General features: G+C 40.4%; 1 protein-coding gene. It reads right to left on the bottom strand.

Translation table 11 applies throughout. From position 1 onward, the window contains the following. Nucleotides 1–4 precede the first annotated feature (4 nt). The gene (locus PMAL9190_RS11645; protein WP_144384360.1) at nucleotides 5–24,331 is read right to left on the bottom strand and encodes a GEVED domain-containing protein; all 24,327 of its coding nucleotides are present in this window, start codon (nucleotides 24,329–24,331) and stop codon (nucleotides 5–7) included. Between the last annotated feature and the right edge of the window lie 56 nt (nucleotides 24,332–24,387).

Consider the following 24,387-nt stretch of genomic DNA (forward strand, 5'->3'; position numbering starts at 1 on the left):
TTTATTACTCGATAATTATTTGATATTTAACAGTACCACTTTCTCCTGGTTGTAATTCATTAGTCAGCGTCCACTTCACTTCACCTTGATAACCAAGGCCATTAGTACCGTCAGGTGTTGATACCGCACAGGCTAATGATGCAGGAACACCACTACAATCAACAGCAGTATTCAATGAACTAAAGGCAGGTGTAGTATCAAATACTGTTATTTCTTTTATTGGCCCACTACCAACATTGCTATAAGTAATAACATACTCCAAGACATCACCCGGCTTACCAGTATTACTAACACTTGCAGCAGAACCTTGAGTAATATTTTGTACTGTTTTCTCAAGTTTTAGCTCACCCGCTCCTGTATAAGTGGCTCGAACAGTATCGCTATCAACCACTAAACGTGTGACACCATGTCCAGTACCCGTTGAATCCTCAAACACCATATTCGCTTCAATTTCATAATTATACTGAGCGTTAAGTGATGCATCAGCAGGCACAAAGACTTTACTCACTAAACAAATAGCCGTATTACCCGTAACTGGTACTGATGCATTAATACTCGCATCAGCTCCATCAACAATACCATTACAGTTGTTATCGAGATAAAGCGCAGAACTCCAACTATCATTTGCAGGCTCAACATTTACATTAATAATTGAGAAATCGACAGTACCAGATGTTGCAGCTGTAAATTTATGTGCAAATGCAACAGGTTTGCCCGGTTCTGCTTCAGTAAAGTTATCAGGCTCCATACGTGGCTCCTTCACTTTACCAAAATTAAGTTCAGTAATAATATCTCCAGCATTAGCATTAACTATCATGTCACTGTCTGTCACCAAGGTACTGGTAACTTGTGGAATAGTTGTCACATCTGATTCACTAATATCAATCCAGTCTGCTTGCTGAACAACATTGAGTGATAAATTCTTATTGGCAAAATCAACACCAATTTCAAATTGATATGAACCATCACCCGATGTCACTTCAGTGGCAATAATATCGCCATTATTAATACCAGTAACACCTGTGTCTTTAAAGGTTACATTAACAGTAAAGTTGCCTAAACCAATTTCACCACCGTCGATAACACCATCATGTGCCGCTGTTGCTCCGCTGATACCGTTATCTTCAAATACAAAGCCACTTAAAATAATACGATTAAGTAACTCAAACCAGTGATCTTCGACCTCACCATCAGCAGCTACGCCCTCTGGGGTATTACAACTACCTACAGCAGAACATAAGCGTATTCTCATTACTGTGTTGCCATTAAAGCCAGCAGCACTAGTGGCATCAAGTGTAATAGGAATAGTGTTGTTACCTGCTATAACTGCTTGGTCATTAACAAGTTGTTCATTTGCATCGGTGAACGCCTCATTGTTATTCAAATCAACCCAAATACTAATGAAACCATTACCAACAACGTTAATCGGTAAGTTAGTGGGTGTTTCGACCACTATTTGCGCTGGAATATTCAGATCTTCATCATCTTGGCCATGAACATCGTCACCTGAAGCATCAACACTACTCCACTGGCTGAACTCAGGATCCCAACGACTACCAAGCATTAAGTCAGCACTACCATCAAGAGCAGCATCAAAGTACGCATGGCTTGCAATACCATAATTTGCACTAGCATCACCATAGTCAACAGCATCATAACAACCAGCAGCATCATTACCTTGAAGTGATTCTGCATCTGTTGCTGTCACAAATTCAATTTCAGCTAATGGTAAGTTAATACGGTAAATAACCGAACGCTTATCAAGGTCAATCGCACCACTTTGGTTAGTGTCATGATTACCACCATTGGTGATAGCATAAAGACTTAATGCATTATCAATAATCAACCCACCAGCTTGAAGCTTATTGTTAGCATCTAGCGTTGGCTCGCTGCCGAAGTAAACTAGATCTTGCTGCACAATCGCGCCAGAGGTTAAATCGACGCTGTAGAGATTACCGCCAACGAGATCAACCATGTAACCTAAGCCTGTTTGTGGGCTAATGGCTAAATCAGCCCCGACTTCAATTGCACCGCCTGTTAACGAACCGCCCATTGCCGCAATATCAACATTCACCACAGTAAACGTTTGAGTATTAAGGTCAATTTTCACTAATGAGTCCCACGATGTACGCCATACAACCAAAGTGTTGCCATCTATTGTGACATCACCCATTGTTGGTGAGCTTAATGCGGTTAAGGTTGAGCTATAACCTGAATGACGTAAGCTATCTCCTTCAACAAAGTCAAAGCTTTCTCCATCACTTAACCGACGTATAGTGGCATTACCTGCGGCAGTAATTGGTCCTAAATCTATGAAGCTAGTGCCTGTTTTATCTGTCACAAATAAATGATGAATTCGATCTGTTTGTGACATATCGGTAAAGGTACCGTAAATAAGACCACTCGTTCGATTAAAGCCAATCGCGTTAATATTGTTAATATTTGGCTGATTAGTAATAACAATAGGACTCACAATATCAGAGAAAGAAATTGGATTACTGGTCACATCAATTGCATTAAAGTTATAATCCGTTGCTGCAATAGGTTTCTGAGTTTGAACAATCAAATCACAACTGTTATTCCCCACTAAATCAGAAATTAGAATCCGGTAATCCTCAACCTCGCCATCTAATGACATACCCGTTGGTTGACTACAATCACTGCCGCTACATAAACGAACACGTAAATAGCTATAACCAACAGTTGCACCGCTAGGAATTGGAATAGTAAAACTATTACTACCAATAACTGCATTCGGCTCGGTTACAATTTTCTCATTGGCATCATCCCAATCACCATCAAGATTGAAGTCTAACCATGCATGAAGTTGTTGGCCTGTTGATGTACGAGCGGCATCTTCAAGTACCATAATTTCAAGATCAAAATCATCACCTTTCGTTGCTGATAACAATGCATTAATACCGTCTTCATCGTCAAAGTTATTATTGTCATCTGCAAGTGCACCAATATCTTGTAAATCACCAAGATCAGCATCCCACTCGTCACCAAGACGTAGATCTATCTCTCCATTATCATCGGTATCCGCTTGTACATGCATCGCGCCATCATTTTCATAAATCGTAGTGTAGTTATTAGGTCCTGTGCCTACCGTGGTATCAGGTGCATCACCTAAATCAGAGCCCAGTACATTTGGCGCATGAGTGAAACACCCTTTTTGCAGGTTGTAGCCAGCACCTGTACTACCTGTAAATCCAAATCGAACCATGGTCGTTCCAATATCCGCACGAATATCACGCGTAAATTGACCAATAACGACACCGTCCATGTAATAAATAAAGGTATTAGTACTAGGATCCCACTCAAATTGAGCAATATGGTAACGACCATCTTCTAGCTCACCATCATTGATTGAGGTGGCAGAAATAAGCGTATTCGCCGGATCTGGCGTATAAACATCACCATTTAAATATACGCCAGTATGATCGATATATTGCCCACCTAACGCATCATCCGTTGCACCGATAAAGGTATTATCAAATGTATCAAACTCAAACACGATGGACGGTGATACAGGTGTTGCACCAAAGATATCACCAACGCCTAAACCGCCACCAAATGCACCAAATGCATTTAAATCACGTGAATCGGCAGAAAGGACAAATGTCATACCATCAGCACCTGACTCAATGCCATTTGGACAACCCGTGTTACAATCACGATCACCTAGATAAACAGCAAGTTCAGCATAAAGTGGCTTGTTTAAATCAATGAAACCATAACTCCATAAATAGCCTTGTTGATTAGTCTGATTTTCAGTCACAATATACTCACCATTAGCTGATTGATAAGCATCGCCGCCTTCAAACACTACTGGTGCATCACACGCTCCTGGCTGAATAATATTGGTAACCACTGGCGTGACTATATCAGTATCATCTTCACCATTACCAAAGCCGTTATTCGGGGTTGAATCAATATCGATAATATCCGTTGCAATAATTTCAGCATTAATACTTGGTGCTGACATATCTTGTGGTGCAAGGCGAATAATCGCGTAGTCATTAAATCCAAGTCCGATAGTGCCTAAATCAAGTTCACCTGTTAGCGGATCATAGGTAGTAATTTCGGTGACACCGTCTCCAGCATAGGCTTTAACAAAACTGTATCCTGCCGGTATAGGTAGAGTGACTTTGGTATTTGCCGCAACCGTTGATCCTTTATTTTCTACACTCACGATAACGTTAAATGGAATACCTATTGTTACATTAACGCTTGGATCCAGTGTTAAATTCAACTCAAGGTCGCCAAGAGGCATTAAGCTAATCGCATGATCTTCTACTTCACCATCTTCTACACTGCCCGTTGGCGTATTACAGCTAAAGCTACTTGAACAAGTACGTAATCGAACAAAACTATTCATCGGTTGCACATCAGCTGGTACAGTAAAGTCGAGTTGTACATCTCCATCAGCAGTAAATGCGGCTGTCGCGTATTCATCGACATCAAATGAACCATCACCATCAAAGTCAATCCAGCCATGAAGATTATCATTACCCGATGTCACGACAGGAACCGTCAGTGATACCACGTCATTTTCAGCTAAGAAGCCATTGATTTGTGGCTGAGTAAAACCATCTTCATCATCAGGAATGAGGCCATTGGTATCATCACCATCGGCAGTCACCGTTGGTTGACCATCATTTTCATTATCAGGTCCGATTGCACCAATAAATGGCAATCCAGTGTCTGTTTGGTGACGTGGCCCCATATCAGCAAGCTCTGTCGCATAATTTAACGCGGTTGGCGCATCACCATAATCAGTAGGTACTGGTGCATAACGACAACGCGCGCCATCATTACCAGATGCTGGTACTCCATCCCCGCTCTTAATGGCTTGAATTAAATCAGCGGCTGGTGCGCTTAGGTTAGATAAATTAAAGCGCCATAAGCTACCATCAGCATTCACTGAGGCATATGCAAAGCCTAAATTATCAAAATAGAAGGCACCCACAGCACCACTGGATGGAACGATATTCGTTTGACCAACATTTGTCGCTGATGCGGTATAGGTTGAACTTGCTCTATCTGCAACAAAATCAATACGATATAGTTTCTTATCAGAGTCAACACCCCAACCAGTATTGGTGTCCAGCGGATGAATAGCAAAATCACCAAGGGCAACATTCAATGATGCTGAACGGCCTAAGTATTGTCCATATGTCGCCGAGTTAACATTAACATCAATAAAGTACATTCGACGGCCTGATCCACCATCAGAGATAGCGACCAAAATATCATCATCTGTCACATCACCCGAAGCAAACGAAATACCGTTCATTTCCGGTATATTAAAGCGCATCACTTCTTGATTTAGACGATTAATCGCAACCACATCAGAATTGGTTGAGCCACTATTTTTATAAACACCCCAAATTAAGTTTTGCGCGATACTATAACCAATCGCGTTATAGGTTTTCGACGATGCAGTGCCTAATTCCACTTCAAGCGCAGTAACTAAATTCACTTGATACAACTCAGATGGCGTATTCTTCGCTAAATAAGCATTCGTATCACAGGTTGGATACTCATCAGTATATTGCTTATCAGCAAAATCATAATTTACGCTGGTTGTCATTACCCCAATATCATGAATATTTGGATTCACAGAGACATAGTTTGGCGGATCATTAATTTCACGACCAATTGCAGTACCAGTAACAGGATCGATAGTACCTGAACTTGGTGGGCCAGCACTACAATCAAGTGGTGGTGTAATACCATCAGTTTCATACAGGGCATAATCTTTATTTAATTCGCCATCAAAGCTGTAATAACCAACATCAGCATTATCAATGTTGCCATCACCATTAGCATCGGTGGTGCCATCACTGGTTAAAACGGACGTACATATTCCATCTGTTTTGTTATAAAGCGTCACATAAACATTGGTAATACCAAGTTCATCGCCGTCTTTAATTGCATTAATTGATGTACCTGTTGAACCACCGTTATCATTAAATACATAACCGGTAATAGTTAATGCGTCCAACATAACCAATGCATAATCTTCAACTTCACCATCTGCAATATTGACACTCGTTGCACGGCTATCATTACCTAGTGCATCATTAGTTCCTGCTGTAGGCTCTGTTGTAAATACACGAACTCGCGCTGCAGTCACGCCCATGACCACACCAGCAGGTACCGTAAAGTTAAGATCAACGGTTGAGGTTGAAGTCGCTGTTGTTTGCTGCAATTCACTGGTTGCAAACACACCATCTTGGTTCCAATCTATCCAAGCATAAATGTGTGCTGTACCACTATTTACGGTTACATCCACAGGTAGCGTATAACTATTGCTCCCTAACTGCAGACCATGATGTAATACATTCGCGCCGTCTTCATCATCACTATCGGTGATATCATCACCGCTAGCAAATAGTACCAAGTTACTATTCACCGTAATAGCAGCATCCCCACCCATACCGGCATGGTTTTGACAATAATAGTACAAGTTATCTACCGTACTACCATCAACCATAACATCGATATAACCTGTATTTTCAGTCACACCCGTTGTATAGGCACTGCCGCTATTCCAGGTGCCGTCAGCTATGGTTGAAAATTTCAATATATGGGAGGCAGGTACCGCACTAACATCAAAACGATAGGTACCAGCAGCAAGAGATAAATCAGGTGCTTCAATACCATCAAAGAAGAAACGATTACCACCACTACTTGCTGGTGCGGTGGTTACTTTAATGATTGCTTGGTGTGTTGCAGTATCAGCACCACTACCAAAAGCACCTGCATCAGCATCTGGTGCATTAATACCTAAATGTACGGTTGAGCCCGTGGTAGGAATGATATGCGTCGGACCATTTATCGTGCTGTAGTTTGCTTGACTGTCAGAACTTGCATTAGTATCTGGCGCGTCACCAAAATCAAGTTGCTTAACACAATCAGATACACGGTAATGATGGGTTTCCATATAGTAATTTAAACCAGATGGAATATTACCTACATTAATGGTAATTGATTGACCTGCCGCTAATGTAAATACAGGATAACCAACACCACCACCTGCACTACCTGTTTTCCCTTGGCGTAAATCAAGTACGGTATAAACTTTCGCTGGCTCAATATCTACACCACTAGGATCATAGGTAGGGATTAATAAATTACCTAATCCACCTGTTGGCGGTTTAATATAAGTTCGTCCCTGACCAAAGTTACCGGTAAAGCTCATCGTCATCTCATCAGTATACAGACCAGTATTCCAGAAGTTATTTAGCTCAATTGATATTGCCGAATCTTCCTGACCCGCTGCGGGTAAATAACTATAAGTAATTGCCACTTCGCCATTTGGAATACTATTAAACGAGGTAACATAATGCGCCATTTCTCTTACAGCTAAACTTGCAGTACGAGAAATACTTAGCCCAGTATGTCCACTATTGGCTGGGTTGGTATTAATTGGCACACTTGAGGTTGACTCTAGGCGTCCAATAACTTGGAAGCCTTGCTGAATAGGTAAATCAGCCGACCAACTATTGGCTGTATATTGCTCGTTATAACCATTATTATTGCCATTCCATGCAACATAATCTGTTAATGTATTTCGCATTACATCGGTTAAACAAACTGAGTTAATAGGTAACGATGGATCAATTATTGTAAGCAGATGATCTTCCACTTCACCACTTGATGCTGCACCAAATGAACGCGGATCTTCGTCACTTCCTGTAGGGCTACCTGTTAACACCACATCAGACAAGCGCATGCGTACATAATATGTTTCACCTGTTGTTAAGCTTGGTAACGTATTCCATGTAATCGTGGCTGACGTGTCACCATTCGCAACTGTTAATGGCATGCCAGATACAGCTTCATCTGCATCAAAACGTCCATTATTGTTCCAATCAACCCAAGCATATAAATACGCATCACTGCCTGTGGTATTGGTCACTTTCACTGGCATGCTATATTCTGTGGCAGTATTGACTAATTCAACCTGAGAAAGACTATCTTCATCATTATTAGCATCAAGATCATCACCTTGCGCTAATAACTGAGCAACACCTAATGCATCTGCTTCTTCATCTGTCGCATTCGTCCCTAAGAACAAATCAGTTGATATTGAATGGCTTGGACCATTATCAGCTTGCGAGGTACGGTAATCTTGTATACCAACACCAACAGTGCTGTCTGGCGCATCACCGTAATCACGAGTGACCGTGATTGCGCACGTAGTATTAAACCCTTGTTCAACACCGTCAATACCAACTCGCCACGTTAAAATAACTACACGAGACATTGGTGCTGTACCGGTTAAGCTGTAGTGGCCTCCCGTATCTCCAAAGTTTTGATAAGCAACTTGAGCCCCAGATGAATCGAAACCATAAGCCTCATTTAGACTTCCATCAGTATGCACATCGCCGTAATATTTAAATGTCGTTAAAGTACGTGGGCTACCATCAGGATTAACAAAGGTATAAGAAAGATTTCCTAATAAGGTTATAGCGTCATCATTTGGTGCATTAGTAGGAGAACTACCTATAACATATGCTTCATTACTACCATCAGGTAAATATGGATAATTTGATTCAGCTTTAGAAATAATAAAACCATAAGGTTGCCATGTAGTTGATGGCTTCCACCCAGTACTTAGTCCCTCAGTTAAATTTAATGGACCCGTTGCTAACTCCGAAATACATTCATCCACCGTAACCTGATGATCTTCGACTTCACCATCCGTTGCAGCACCAATTGAACGGCTATCTAACGCATCACCCGTATTAGCATCGGTTAATGTATCTGACGTAATACGCACCCGCATAAAGGTATTAGCTGTGCTTACAGGGCTCCAACCAGACCATGACAGCGTAACGCTTCCATCACCGCCACCAGTATCAGAACAGGTTGCTGCTTGCGCGGCTTCTGTCGATTCAAAGACACCATCATTATTGATGTCTATCCACGCATAAACATTTGCACCATCCCCATTACAGGCAATTTCTTTGCTATAACCTGTTGCATTGGTCTGAATTTGAATGGGTGTTGCAAAGGCATCTTCATCATTAATACCAGAAGCTACTTCATTATTATCATCAGCTGTTGCACCACTATTTTGTAGGGTTCCATCATCAACATCTGGAGCTGTTGTACCTAGATAAACTGTTGCACCTGTTTGCGGAATAGCATGTGAAGCGCCACCTGTTGTTGATAATGTTAGGTAATCACTGCCACTGTTAGCATCACCATCATCAGGCGCATCACCGTAATCTAATGTTGATACAATACAATCTTCAATCAATGCACCTACAACACCGATAACTGACGCTGAGCTACGATCATTGTAATAAGCAACACGATGGATTGGCACCCCTCCTGTTTCTGCAGTCGTTATTATAATAGGAGGATTGATATTATTGTTGTTGTGAGTGTTCGCCTCTGTAATACTCTTCGAACCAATTTGATTATTGTTAATATCAAACGCGACTAACGTAAGAATTGTCGCACCATCTCCAGCTTGATCAGGCACAATACCCACAGCATTAGCAGTACGCTTACTACCATCTGTGTTGACTAAATCAATTGAAAGTGCACGATCTCCTACCCAGAAAATACCGGGCTGACCACCATCAGTGTTAATCAATGCATTTTCACGGAATGGATAGTTACCTGATTTATGTGATTCATAAATTTCAACACCAAATGGACGATAGACCTCTTTAGCCGGACGACCAGCAGATTGAGATTCGGCAGGGCTAACGTAATCACTAAAGCCTGTCGATACAGAGGTAACACAATCAGCAATTGTGACTTGATGATCTTCAACTTCACCATCCGTTGCAGCACCAATTGAACGGCTATCTAACGCATCACCCGTATTAGCATCGGTTAATGTATCTGACGTAATACGCACCCGCATAAAGGTATTAGCTGTGCTTACAGGGCTCCAACCAGACCATGACAGCGTAACGCTTCCATCACCGCCACCAGTATCAGAACAGGTTGCTGCTTGCGCGGCTTCTGTCGATTCAAAGACACCATCATTATTGATGTCTATCCACGCATAAACATTTGCACCATCCCCATTACAGGCAATTTCTTTGCTATAACCTGTTGCATTGGTCTGAATTTGAATGGGTGTTGCAAAGGCATCTTCATCATTAATACCAGAAGCTACTTCATTATTATCATCAGCTGTTGCACCACTATTTTGTAGTGTTCCATCATCAACATCTGGAGCTGTTGTACCTAGATAAACTGTTGCACCTGTTTGCGGAATAGCATGTGAAGCGCCACCAGTTGTTGATAATGTTAGGTAATCACTGCCGCTGTTAGCATCACCATCATCAGGCGCATCACCGTAATCATATTCAGAAATATTATTACAACTAGATACATCATAATGACCCGTATCAAATGTCCAATTACTTGAATTCGCTGATGGAATATTTTCAATTGTAAAAGTGATCGTCTGCCCAGGAGATAGAGTAAAGACTGGATACGCAAGCCCACCAGAACCACCATCAAAGTGCTCTTGTCTAAGTTCTAAAACGGTATACGTTTGCCCAGGTAAAATATCAACACCACCAGGATCGTAGTCAGTAGTGACGTGATTTCCGAGTCCTGAGCTTGGTGCTCTTAAATAGGTCCGTCCTTGACCAAAGTTTCCAGATACTCGCAAAGTTGTATCATCGCTATAAAAGCCAGTTTGCCAGAAGTTATTAATCTCAATAGAGATTGCATTACTTTCATAACCTGCTGTTGGCAAATATTGATAAGTAACTTCAACTTTTCCATTAGTCACGGTTGGGAAATAAGTGCGATATTGCGCAACTTCTCGAACAATTAAGGAATCAGTTCGGTGAACGTAAAAGCCAACAAATCCACTATTTGCTTGATCAATCGTATCATTATGCGTCGCTTGTAAACGACCAATTGTAGGTCCATCTTTACGAATTAAATTAGCAGACCATTGATTACTCGTAAATTGTTCACTGTAACTACTATTATTACCCGTCCAATGCATATAATGAGTTGTCGAATTTTCAAAGGTATCTGTCAAACAAGTAGCATTAACGGGCGTTGATGATTCAATTATTGTGAGCAAATGATCTTCTACTTCACCATTAGATACCGTACCTGCACTGCGCTCATCCCACGCAGTACCGTTATTATCTGCAGGTAGCGCATCCGTTGTTATACGTAGACGCATAAAGCGATCACCGGCTTGTAGGTTACTCAAGTCATTCCATATTAGAACTGCATTACCATTATTAGCAGCATCACTATCTGAACAAGCAGCTTCTGCATATTCCAAGGTTTCAAACATGAAGTTATTATTGAAATCAATCCAACCAAAGACTGTCGCCCCTTTATCTTGAGAGCCGGTATGGTCATTACAAGGTACATCAAGAGTAAATGATGTATTTGTATCTAAAATTGTCGTATTACGATTAAAGGCATCTTCATCATCTATGGTCGAGGAACTACCAGAACTATCATTAATATCATCAAGATCTGCATTCGCACTTTGATAAGATCCATCTTCCATATCAGGTCTTATAGATCCTAGGTAGATAAAGTCATCACTTAAATCTTCATCTTCTTGCGGCGTAATATCAGGAATACCGTTATAAATAATTTCTTCAACATTATTTAAATTAATAAAACGGTTATCTGGCCATGTAACCCGCCATGCATTAGTTCCTTGAGAAATCACAGTATAATAAGAAGCTGGTTTACCAAGAATAAGTCGGTCGTGCCCATCACCACCAGAATAACCTAAGCCATTTTGTGACATATTATTTTTAATCACTAATACATCATTTTGACTACCACCATTATGGTTAACATTAGCTGGATAATTCCAATACACCCAACGATTACCATTTACAGATGGTGACAGCATGTCTAACAACTCATCATCTGTAAATTGAGGTAATGCATCACCACTTGTATCTGCAGCTGATGTCGTCAATTTATGCCGCGCGCCACCACTCGCTGCTAATGTATGGAATGTAGCATCAGAACCATCATCAAATGCATCACCAAAATCGCTATCTGCTGTTGGTGAGCTAATAATATTAATCTGATGATCCTCTACCTCACCAAAACCTCGACTTGATAATGAACGAGCATCAGCAACACCTAACGCAGTCCCACTAGCTGTAAGTTCTTCTGCACTAATACGTATTCGCATATATAGAGTCGTATCAGCATTAAATCCTGAATGACTGTTCCAGATAATATCGAACAAATCGCCATTAGTATTATTTGCGACTAAAATTGCACCATTCGTATCACCATTTGTTAAATGCTCACTCTCTTCAAATAACCCATTTTGGTTCCAGTCAACCCATGCATAAAGATAAGCATCAGCACCAGTTGTATTGGTCACTTTTAGTGATTTCTGGAAGAAAGTTTCACCATAACCATGTGTAAGAGCACTTAAACTATCTTCGTCATTATTTGTTCCATTAATATCATCGCCATCTGCCGCAGTTGTTGGCTGACCATCACTATCAACATCGGTAGCATTGGTACCAATAAACAGATTAGTTGAGACAATATGAGCAGGACCATTGTTAGCCACAAGGGTATGATAATTTCCAGTTCCATTATTACTTGAACCATCATCTGGCGCATCACCGTAATCAAGATCGCCAGCACCAACAATGAAGTTTGCGGAGAATTCTGATGTTTGACCTGGTACTTGACCAGTTCCTACAGCATGATCGGAGAAACTAATCGCACCAATTGTATCACCGACAGATAAGCCACTAACGTTAATTGTGCCGCTGAAAGTACCATTTGTTTGTTGCGTTAGACTGCCAAGATAAGTAACACCCTCACCGTAGGTTAAACCTGTAATTTCATTACCAATATTAGGCATGAAACTCCAACCACCAACAGGGCTTGCTGTTGTTGAAGAAGTACTGGTATCAGTTGCATCTCCACTGACAATATAAAATTGAATTTCATAGCTATTTTCGCTAACAAATGCACCGTTACAATGCTGACCTTCAACGGTTAAGGTATTACCACTCAATTCTGCTTTTTCAATTAATGGTAACGCAGGCCCCGTAACTGTAGGTGAACCATGATAGGTTGCTAAATAACAACGTCGGCTATCTCCCTGATGAGGGTTGGTATCAATACCATCCTCCTCACCAATATCGATAGCAATACCACCGTTATTACCAAATTGGTTTTTGCTTATTTTAATACCACGGCCTAGACCATGTGCATAATCGACACCATTGACACCCGCAGCGCCATTTATAACCTTATTGTATTCGGCCAAAATACTTGAGCCATAACCCAAGCTAATACCTGAATGAGGGTACCATTCTGATACAAGGCCATTATCATAAGCCGTATTTGATTTATCAAAGAATCCCTGAGTATTGGTAACTGTATTTTGCAAAATATCAAGATAAGACGCACCAGATGCATTATCGATACCTGCAAATTTAGCGTTATCAATATAGTTACCTTCAATAGTCATGGCGTTTGTACCACGATCAAGCACGATACCAGAGCCATCAACATCAATAATATAATTATCTGAAATAACAAACTTATCACGAGGATCTGTTGGGCCGGTGATATACCAAATAATGATCGCTGTATCCCAAGTATTAGCGAAGTAGTTACTGTCTATTTCACCAGAGCCGTCGTAATCAATTTCGCCTCCCCAATTAATACCATTATTAATGATCACACCACGGTATAATTGATTTGCAGCTTCCACACCCGTTGGCAGCACACCAATAACATTATTATTAAAGTTAAAGCTCTGAATTGAATCACGAGCAAAGAACGCCGGGCCAGATACAGTGCTATCACTATCATCTGAATATACCCCCATATTTTGCACCGTAATATTATGGACATTTGAGGTGGCTTCTATTGCAGAACAGCCACTCCAACTAATAGATTCAGCGTTTACTTGAGCATAAAAACTGCGGCCACAGGTGTTATTACGAAGGTGATTTATAGCTAGATCTGGGGTATCAACTTGTGAAATTGTTTTTGTATTCCAGTCTGCGCCCACAGATGTCACAGGGCCTAATAACGATGGATCTTCATTCCGATCAGCGTTACCGTCTTTGTAATCATAGGCTTTACCGTCAATCGTGGTATTACTGTCTGTTAATGCAGTAAAGGATGTGGTATCCGTTGTTGATGTTTCCCACCAGGTTGCGCGGTTAGGCGAAACGGCTGGCACAAAACGCATAACATTCGGACCACTATAAGCATTCGCATTTTGTAAGAACTGTTCATAAGAACCAGTGCCACTACTTTCTGTATTAACAACAACATTAAAACTAAATCCAAAACTTAAATTTCCAAGTGCTTGTATTTGCGAATTAAGTAAGAAGCCCGTAACGTGCTCTCTCGTTCCAGCATCGGTTTTATCATCTGCAGCCGTTGCCGATTTCCCCCCATAACAGACATCGTTAAAATGCGTAGTATCAGAAGATAATATACTACCGCCGCTACCATCAGCACAGTATGATTGAATTCCCCACGCTTGAGGTATCTGGAATTGAGATGCCATACCGAATGTCTGCTCTGCAACTAGTCCAGTACTACCATTGCTTGAGACAGTCGGTGCATCAGGAGCAACCCAATACACCCCCGTTCCTAAGCCTGTAAATTCATAATCACCATTTGCATCTGTTGTCACTGTACTGACCAAGGTGTCACCACTGCTTGGCAAGTTATCGCCATCATCCAGATACAGTGTCACTATTACATTTGATAGACCACGTTGATCACCCGTATTGTCATTAAAGACCACATCACCATCATAAAAAATACCATCACCGGTTATGTCTTCAAAAATAGTACCATTCACTTCAAATATACCAGTAGGTGGGTTATTTGAAGGGGTATAATCTCGATAATCAAGATCGAGTTGAAGCGGTACTACTGCACCATCAACTGCATCATTATCAGTATCACCAAAGATAGTTTTTAAATGAGCAACAGTATCGGCTGTCACTTCATCTGTCGGACTCCAATTACCAGGCGCTGAGCCAATGACATTTGAATCATCAATTGAATCAAAAATATCTAATAAACCATCACCATCAGTATCGGTTGTACTGGTGATTGTATTTGGATGACTAGCACCATTTTCAATAAGGTCAGATATACCGTCACCATCAGAATCATCATCAACATAGTCTGGAATTGCATCGATATTAGCAGGAACCACTTGATCAGTATTAACTGGCGTAAGGCCTTTTGTACCTTGAGCACTGGCTGTAAGATAAGCGGTATTAAGGCCATCATTGGCAATATATTGAGCAAAACTATTTACGTTTGGTAAAATGTAATCTTCTGACGTTTGAGCCTCTATATTATCTGGAATACCATCATCATCGGAGTCGATGTCTAAATGGTTGCCTTCTACTACACCAGATTGCTGTTGTTGATGTAAGGTTTGATTCAATAATTCAACACCACAGAAGCCCCAATCATTACCTTGGCCACTATTACCACCAGACACATTCCTTAATGACAATGAAGTCAACGGACTATCAGCTGACGGGTTATATGTAAAGGTTAATATTTGATCGCCACTGGCTGTTAGTGCTTCATTTGGACTCAATGTTTGTCCATTAATAACAGCTCTAAATTGAGATATTGGGCTATGCCAAACATTGACATGTAAACGTAAAGTATAAGTTTCGCCAGCTTTAAAGACATCACCACTAGGTAAGAATTGATTCTGTAATATATACCAGTCACCAACATGGCTGGTTGTTCCCTGGCAGTTATTACCAGTATCACCTTCAGAACAACGGGTTAAATACCCCCAGCCTCGGCCATATGGATTAGCACTTGTTGAACATTTCTCACCACCATAATTACCCCAAACACTATTGCGTTGATTATTTGACGCCTCACCAGGCAGGCCACAAGCACTATTACCGCCGTGCACTAATGGATTATATTCACCATTCGCAGTATGTTTCACTAATGGACAATGGCTAGGCGCTGTGCCTGAAGCGGGTTCAAACCAATCAGCAAATAGATAATTAGGATCATAACCAAGCTCAACTAAATCCAAAATACCATCATTATCATCATCAATATCTATGGAGTCTGGCACTCCATCACGGTCAAAATCGTTTTGTGTATTACCACCACCAGTACCATTTGCTTGTACGTAAACATGGAAATCAGCCACTTCACCGCGGTTCATCAAAATACCGAGTTGACGAGGATCTTCTGCAGTGCCTGATGCACTATTTAATGGAATAATATCTTCAGATAAGCGCAAACGGATACTGTAGTATTTATTAATATATTGCCACGTTGGTAAATTAGTCCAAGTAATACTAACGGTTTGTGAGCCTGAACTTGATGGGATCACTATTGCGCCATTGTTAGCACCACCACTGACAGCTGTCAGCTCACCCACTTCCATAACACTGTCACGATCAAAATCAAACCATGCATAAAGGTAAGCATCCTGACCTGTGGTATTGGTGACGGGAATATCAAAACTAACCAGATTGTCTGTATCCTTGATATCAATAGGACCAATGGCATCTTCATCATCAACCCCTGCTCCTGTTTCATCGTCACGGTGCGGATCATCATTATTGAAGTAATTAATATTTGTGAGATCAACAGTATCGGCATCTGTCGCTTCAGTACCAATAAACAGTGCTGTACTTGGATAGTGCGCAGGACCACCATGTTCCAAACGGGTTGTATAATCGACGCTGCTCGGGTTAGTTGATAAACCAACTAGCTCATCACGTAAATCACCCATATCAAAGCGATCAATACGTATTTGATGATCTTCAATTTCACCATTCTCACTCACTGCACCAATAGAACGCGGATCTTCATCAGAACCCGTAGCCCCTGCTAAGTCTAATGGATCATTTTCTGTTAAACGTACTCGCATAAAGTAATTGCCCGCAGCAACACTTGCTGGCAAATCAAGGATCATATCCGCTTCTTGTGGATTATTAGTATTAATACCTACATGGTTTTCACCATCTTTACCCGCAGGATAAGAAGTACCCACTCGACTTAATACTTCATCAACTTCAAAAATACCGTTTTTATTCCAATCTACCCAGACATAAAGATAAGCATTATTACCGCCGGTATTATAAATAGGCGTGAGCTTAATCTTATATTGTGAGGTTTCAGCACCAATATTAATAATGTTGTTCTGCAACGAAACATTCAAAACATCATCATCATCATTATTATTAACATCATCACCGTCAGCATTTAACGTTGGTTGACCATCAGTATCAATATCAGTTTCAACTTCGCCTAAACGTACTGTTGTTGAAGCTATTTGTGAGGGACCATTATTGGCTGATAATGTTTTATAACTCGGCGCACCACTTAGACCATCAGGTGCATCACCATAATCTAAATCGGTTGAACAGCTGCTCGATTCATTGGTCAACGATAGGTTATCAAACACAATGCCATAATTTTGCGTATTAACACTAATCGAATCAGTTGTGAAAATAGATAGCGTAATGCTATTCATATTTTGAGTTGGGGTAAACGTAAGCTCTTGGGTTGATAATACGGTATTAGAAGAGACGCCTTGAGAGGCTAGCTGAACATGTCCAGTAGGAACCGTCAACTTGCCAGGTGCTACAACATTAGTTTGGGTATTGCCCCAAATACGTAGGTCTATATTGGCCGCTTGATTAAATTTACCTCCATTTAATTTACCACCAGCAATATCAAGCGTTAATTTATAAGTTTCCCCCGCAATCAATGGCGAAGGTAAGTCTAATGATAGTCCTTCTTGATTTTCTAAATTATAGGTTAACCCCACCAAACGGTTGCCATCAGTTGGTGCATAATTATCAAACCAATCAGGCCGAGTACCATCAAAATGATCTGCTGTACCCTCATCTGTCCAGCTATACCAAGGAGCATCAGAATCTACGATAACAATTGAACGTCCATTACCGCTACCACGCGATGTTTGCGTTTCAAAACTTGGTGAAATAAGGTCGATTACACATTGATTTCCTGTTGAGATTGGCACTGTTAGCTCAACTTTATGATCTTCAACTTCACCAATACTCCCAGCACCAAATGAACGAGGGTCAAGATCATTATTCGTTGCGCCAGCAATATCTAAAATTTGATCAGTCAGTCTGACGCGCATATAAAGCGGACCATCAGCCACAATACTATTAAAACGCCAATTCATATGAATAACAGCATCATCAGGTTCATTGGAGTCAATGCCATAGCCGCCATCATCTTCTCGACCGCTAACAAACAATTCATTTACTTCAAAACTACCATTGCGGTTCATATCTAACCAAGCATAAAGAAACGCTTCTGAACCAGAGGTATTAGTCACTTTGATTGACTGACTAATAAAGTTTTTATTTGCAAATAAATTATATGTATCTAATCCATCTTCATCATTAACATCGTTATCATCATCACCTGATGCATCTGTATTTGGAAAGCCATCGTTTTCAATATCTGTCGCTGCTGTTCCTAAATAAAGTACTGTCGATGGAATATGAGATGGGCCATTATCAGCAGCTAATGTTTTATAACTGCTTGGCGCATCACCATAATCAGCAGGAGTTCCTGGACTATCGACATCACGATAATCAAGATCTTGTTGCAATTGCACAATCGCACCATCTATCGCATCAGTGTCACCATCCCCAAAAATAGTTTTAAGGTGAGCAACTGTACTCGCTGTTACTTCATCAGTAGGCGACCACTGTCCAGGTGAAAAACCATTAATAGCTAAGTCATTATTAGCATCAAAGATATCTAATAAACCATCACCGTCAGTATCGGTTGTACTGGTAATTGAATCAGGATGTAATGGCCCATTTTCAGCAATATCAGCGGTACCATCGGCATCAGAATCATCATCAATATAATCAGGAATAGTATCACTACCGGTTGGAGCACTTTGGTCTGTATTAACCGGCGTAAGACCTAATCCTCCGGTACTACTTGTTGTAAGATAAGCCGTGTTTAAGCCATCATTAGCTATGTATTGTGCAAAGCTATTTACATTAGGAAGAATGTAATCATCAGACGTTTGGGCTTCGATATTATCAGGAATACCGTCATCATCGGCATCGATATCTTGATGATGTCCAGCTTGCGTTACATCGAGATCTTTAGTTAATAACTCCACACCGCAAATCGCAAAATCATTTCCTTGGCCGCTATTATTACTACCACTAGCAACAAAGTTATTACGTACTGCAATCGTTGTTAATGGTTCGTTCGATGATGGAGTGTAATCAAAGGTATAATAATTTTCGCCACCAACAATAGTCTCATTTGGATTAATAATTTGGTTATTAATAACACCTTGTGTTCTTGTCATTGTGCTTTGCGACATCAATACACGTAAGCGATATGTAACGCCAGCTTGTAGGGTTGTAGAAGGTAGATATTGAGATTTAACACGATAAAATTCGTCATTAAATGATGTCGCTGTTAATCCTTGTCCTGCACAACGGCCAGCGGTATCAAACTCATTACACAAAGTTAAAAACGCATAATAACGGCCACTAGAACAACTACCACCATATCCTTGCCATGTATTATTCACTTGGTTACCAGTATTACTACCCATACCATGCTGACCGGCACAGGCTAGTGCGTTACCCGATGGGTTACTATCACCTACACCACCAACATGAGATGGCGCATAATAGAATCCATCACCTGTATGTTTCACTAATGGACACTGATTAGGATCATTAGGATTAACCGCATCAAAATAGTCACGATAAAGATAATTAGGGTCGTAACCTAACTCATCAACATCTAGAATACCGTCATTATCATCATCAATATCTATGGAGTCAGGCACACCATCACGATCAAAATCTGATTCAGTTGAACCGCCTCCCGTTCCTCCACTTGCGACCACACGAATAGAGTAATCTTCTATTTCACCTAGTGTTAATTGCACACCCAGTGCACGAGGATCTTCATCACTGCTATTAGCCCCCGATAATGTGAGTTTTTCTTCAGAAAGACGCAGACGAATACCGTAATGCTGATTTACTAATGGCCAACTCGTAATATTATCCCAAGTGACACTGTAATTTGTCGCTGAACCACCATTATCAGGAATCACTATCGCGCCATCATCAGATGCACTGCCTACTGCTGTTAATTCATTAACATCAAGTTGACCATTATGATCAGCATCTAGCCATGCATATAAATAAGCATTCTTACCAGTATTATTCGTTACCGAAAGATCAAAGCTAACTAAATTATCGGTTTCATTGATAGTAACTTGTGTCGAAGGTAGCGAATCTTCATCATCTCGTGTTGCTGTTGGCGTACCTGATGTATCATCTGTTGTTGGGTGCGATGCCGTATATGTGGTGTTATATGTTGAACGATTATGAGGATCTGGATCTGTCGCATTAGTACCAATAAATAGATTTGTACTTGGTAAATGTGCCGGCCCTTGATCATGTATGCGAGTATGGTGGTCAACACTACTTGTCGTAGATGAAGTACCTAACGCCGTATCACGTAAATCCCCAATATCAAACCGACCAATATAAACACGATGGTCTTCTACATCACCAATAGCATTAACTAAACCTATAGAACGCGGATCTTCATCTGTTCCTGTTTTACCCTGAAGGTCAATTTGATCTTGTGAGAGACGAATACGCATAAAGTAATAACCATTAACTAGGTTATTAGGTAATACAAAACCAACATCAAATAAGCTTGCGTTGTTAGTAAATGCAGCTTCACCTTGAACACCAGCATTGGTACGATTAATGGCTTCATTAACTTCAAAAATGCCATTTTTATTCCAGTCAATCCAACCATAAAAATACGCTGAACTTCCTGTCGTATTAGTCATTGGTTCAAAACGTATGATATGTGAACCAGTGCTACTACCAACATTGATAATATTGTTGGGGTAATAAAGATCTAAGACATCTTCATCATTCGTTTCGGTATTATCATCACCATCAGCAAGTAAACTAATTAATCCTTCGGATTCAATATCAGTCTGATTTGAACCTAAATATAAATTTGTAGACGGCAATTGACGAGGTCCGTTACTCGCCGCTAACGTTTTATAGCTTTCTTCGCCATCTAGGCCATCTGGCGCATCACCAAAGTCATAAACAGGTTGTTGACTTGGCTCATCACCATCTCTGAAGTCTAAATCTTGAGATAAGGGCTCAAAACCACTTACATCACCATCAACATCACCAAACGAATTCACTCGTTGAGTAATAGAAGCAGTTGTTAATTCATCATCGGGATGCCATGCACTTGCGCCACTACTATCTGTGGCATCAAAAATATCCCATAAACCATCACCATCGGTATCAGTATTAGCACCACTGCCAGGATGAATATTATCAGGACCATTTTCGGCAATATCTAATACTCCATCACCGTCAGAATCGGTATCAATATAATCAGGTATTGTATCGACACGAAGAGTAATAGTTGACGAAGCATCTGTATTTACAGGAATCAATCCTGGGCCACCATTATTAGTATTAATATAACTACTATTAACGCCATCATTAATATTATACGTTGCTGCATCATCATTTGATGGGAATATATAACCTTCTGTGGTTTGCGCTTCAATATTATCTGGAATACCATCATCATCAGCATCTATATCTAAGCAATTAGTGATTGAAACTGCAGTTTGCGATTGAAATAACACATTATCAATTGAGAAGTCATTACCTGAACTTTCTGTCGTACGATTATAAATACCCCAATCAATGGATGTTTTATTGCCACTATTCCATGTAAAAGTAAAAGTTTTATATTCCGCTGTTGTTATAGACGCTGAACGATCTGGAATATATTGCGCGACAGAGACACCATCGACATAAAAATGAATTTCAGGTTCAACATTCGGCACAGTATTAGATGGATGGCCCTGAAGGTTATTAGTATTAATTTTTACATCAACACTAAATACATAATTAGTATTGGGTTGTACCGGAAGTTTATTTACAGGCTTATAGATATAACCCGCTTGTTTAGGATCATTAGCTTCACACACATCAGTAGATGGCACACTACCACCTTGATAATCATGCGTACCAAAAATTAGATAGACATTACCGTTACCATCATCCCAAAGAGTGGTTGTTTCAGAACAACCAGATCCTGCAAGGTAACTACCCACTTGTTGACCCTGTGAGTTTGTTGGTGTTGTACCGCCACCTAAAAATGGCACCACTAACGCTGGCTCTAAAGTATATTGACCCGTAGATTCAAATCCTGTCGCTTCAACTGTCGTTGTATCAATAGCGGCTTGTAGACTTGGAATTTCATTAAAGGCATCTGCAAAACGTTCAAAGTTTTCGTTATGAACAATACTACAACCTTCATCAATATCTAAAATACCATCGTTGTCATCATCTAAATCACGGCTGTCTGGTACACCATCTTTATCAAAATCACCACTTGCCACACTTGGTGGCGATATTGGTGCTATATATTTCTCAATCGTAACTTGATGATCTTCAATCTCACCATTACTTGCTGATGCGGCAAAATTACTGCTACTGTACGAGCGACAACCAAACTCAGAAACACTAGCACTTGGCATGCCTTGTGATACATCAAGTTCTTTAACGCCACCTTGCATGGTATATCGAATACAGCCATCACCTGCATCGTGTGCAGCATGAAACTGACGACCAGGATCATTTAAATTGGTATAAGTGGTTTGTGTTCCAGTTGCCCAGTTATAAGAAATGGCATTATCTAAACCAGCAAAATAGGTTACCATTTGACCTGAGCTATTAAGTGCTGCGACTTCTTGGAAGTAAACACCATTAGTATTAAAATTAATACCGTTCAATAACCCATTATTAATTTGTCCAGTGGTTATATCAACACAAATAACCGGATCGATAGAAGCATCACCACCACATACAGCAACAGGGTTTGATGATGAGTCATACGAGACGAAGAAATTATCTCTTTCTGCATCATCTTCTTGTATTAAAAGTAGAATAGGTTGTTGGTTATTAAAATCACTACACATCTCATTATTTGTTGTATCCCAACACATAACAAAACGCTGACCAGCATTACGTGAATATGCAAAATAGACGCGATCGCCAATCACTTCAGTTCTAGTATCTGCACCTGTAACACCGAGCCCAACAAAACTTGTAATATCAATAGGATAACCAGCACAATCGGCCATCATGGTTGTGACACACTCAATTTTTGTTGAGTCATCCATCACATACATTTTATTACCGACAAGCCCTGGCATTGAACGGCAAGTATGGTCTGTACTACCACAATTATTGGCATTATCGGTTTTGCCATTACCAAATGCACCCATGAATGAAACAAAACCACACGAATTATCGGTATCCATATTCCAGCAGGACATTCCGTACTCTGTTGGTAAATAGATTTTATTATTTACAACAATATGATTACCTTGATGAGGCGTTCTGGTATTTGGATTAGCCCCCGTATCCAAATGTTTACCATCTGGATTACCAACGCCATTATCATAACCAGGACACAGCGCGCCCGTTATGATGTCATAACAAAACACCGCAGGCTCATGTGGATTTCGATGATGTGCTATTGCATAAACTCGAGTTTCGTCACTATTAGTGAATACCCCATAACTATCATGACCAATATGACCAAGTCCTGTTAGTGAACTACCACTGGCTAAATCATCTGTTGTGAGGCGAAATCGAGCAAACGTTAGTCCGTCTTGTATTTCAGACAAGTCATTCCACACCAAAGTGACATTGCTGCCATTTGTACCAGAAGGCACGGTGACACTAGCAAATTCATTCGTTTCAAATTGTTGGTTGTGGTTTAAATCGATCCAGCCATATAAATTTGCAACAACACCCGACAAATTCGTTACTTTAACGTCAGTCGAGTACGTAGTGTCACCACTTTGATACGATACAATATGTGATGTAAAAGACTCCTCGTCATCACCATTAGCATCATCTCCTGTTGCATCACTATTTGGCTGACCGTCACTTTCAATATCAGGTGCAACATCACCTATAAATAGATTACTGCTTGCCACATGATTAGGGCCACCACTTGATATTATTGTTTTGTAATCATCAGGCGCATCACCAAAATCTTTCGTTGCTAATGCTTCTGAACTAAATAACGAGGCAATAGAAATAATCCCTAATGAGATAAAGCGCTTATTTATTTTTATACATTGATGTGTACTTTTACCTACACAACAAAATAGATCTATTCCTATTTTCTTCAATACTGATAATACTCTTATTCCTTGTATAGAAATAAGATTAATAAGTCGGGCTACCAAACTCATTTTTGATAATGTGTCCAAACATTTTGAGTAAAGAGAACTCAACATAATGAGATTCC

The sequence above is a fragment of the Photobacterium malacitanum genome (assembly GCF_900185615.1).
Lineage (GTDB): Bacteria > Pseudomonadota > Gammaproteobacteria > Enterobacterales > Vibrionaceae > Photobacterium > Photobacterium malacitanum.

Excerpts from the sequence above, each read along its gene's own strand:
- PMAL9190_RS11645 (WP_144384360.1), bottom strand. The coding sequence starts at position 24,331 with ATGAGTTTGGTAGCCCGACTTATTAATCTTATTTCTATACAAGGAATA.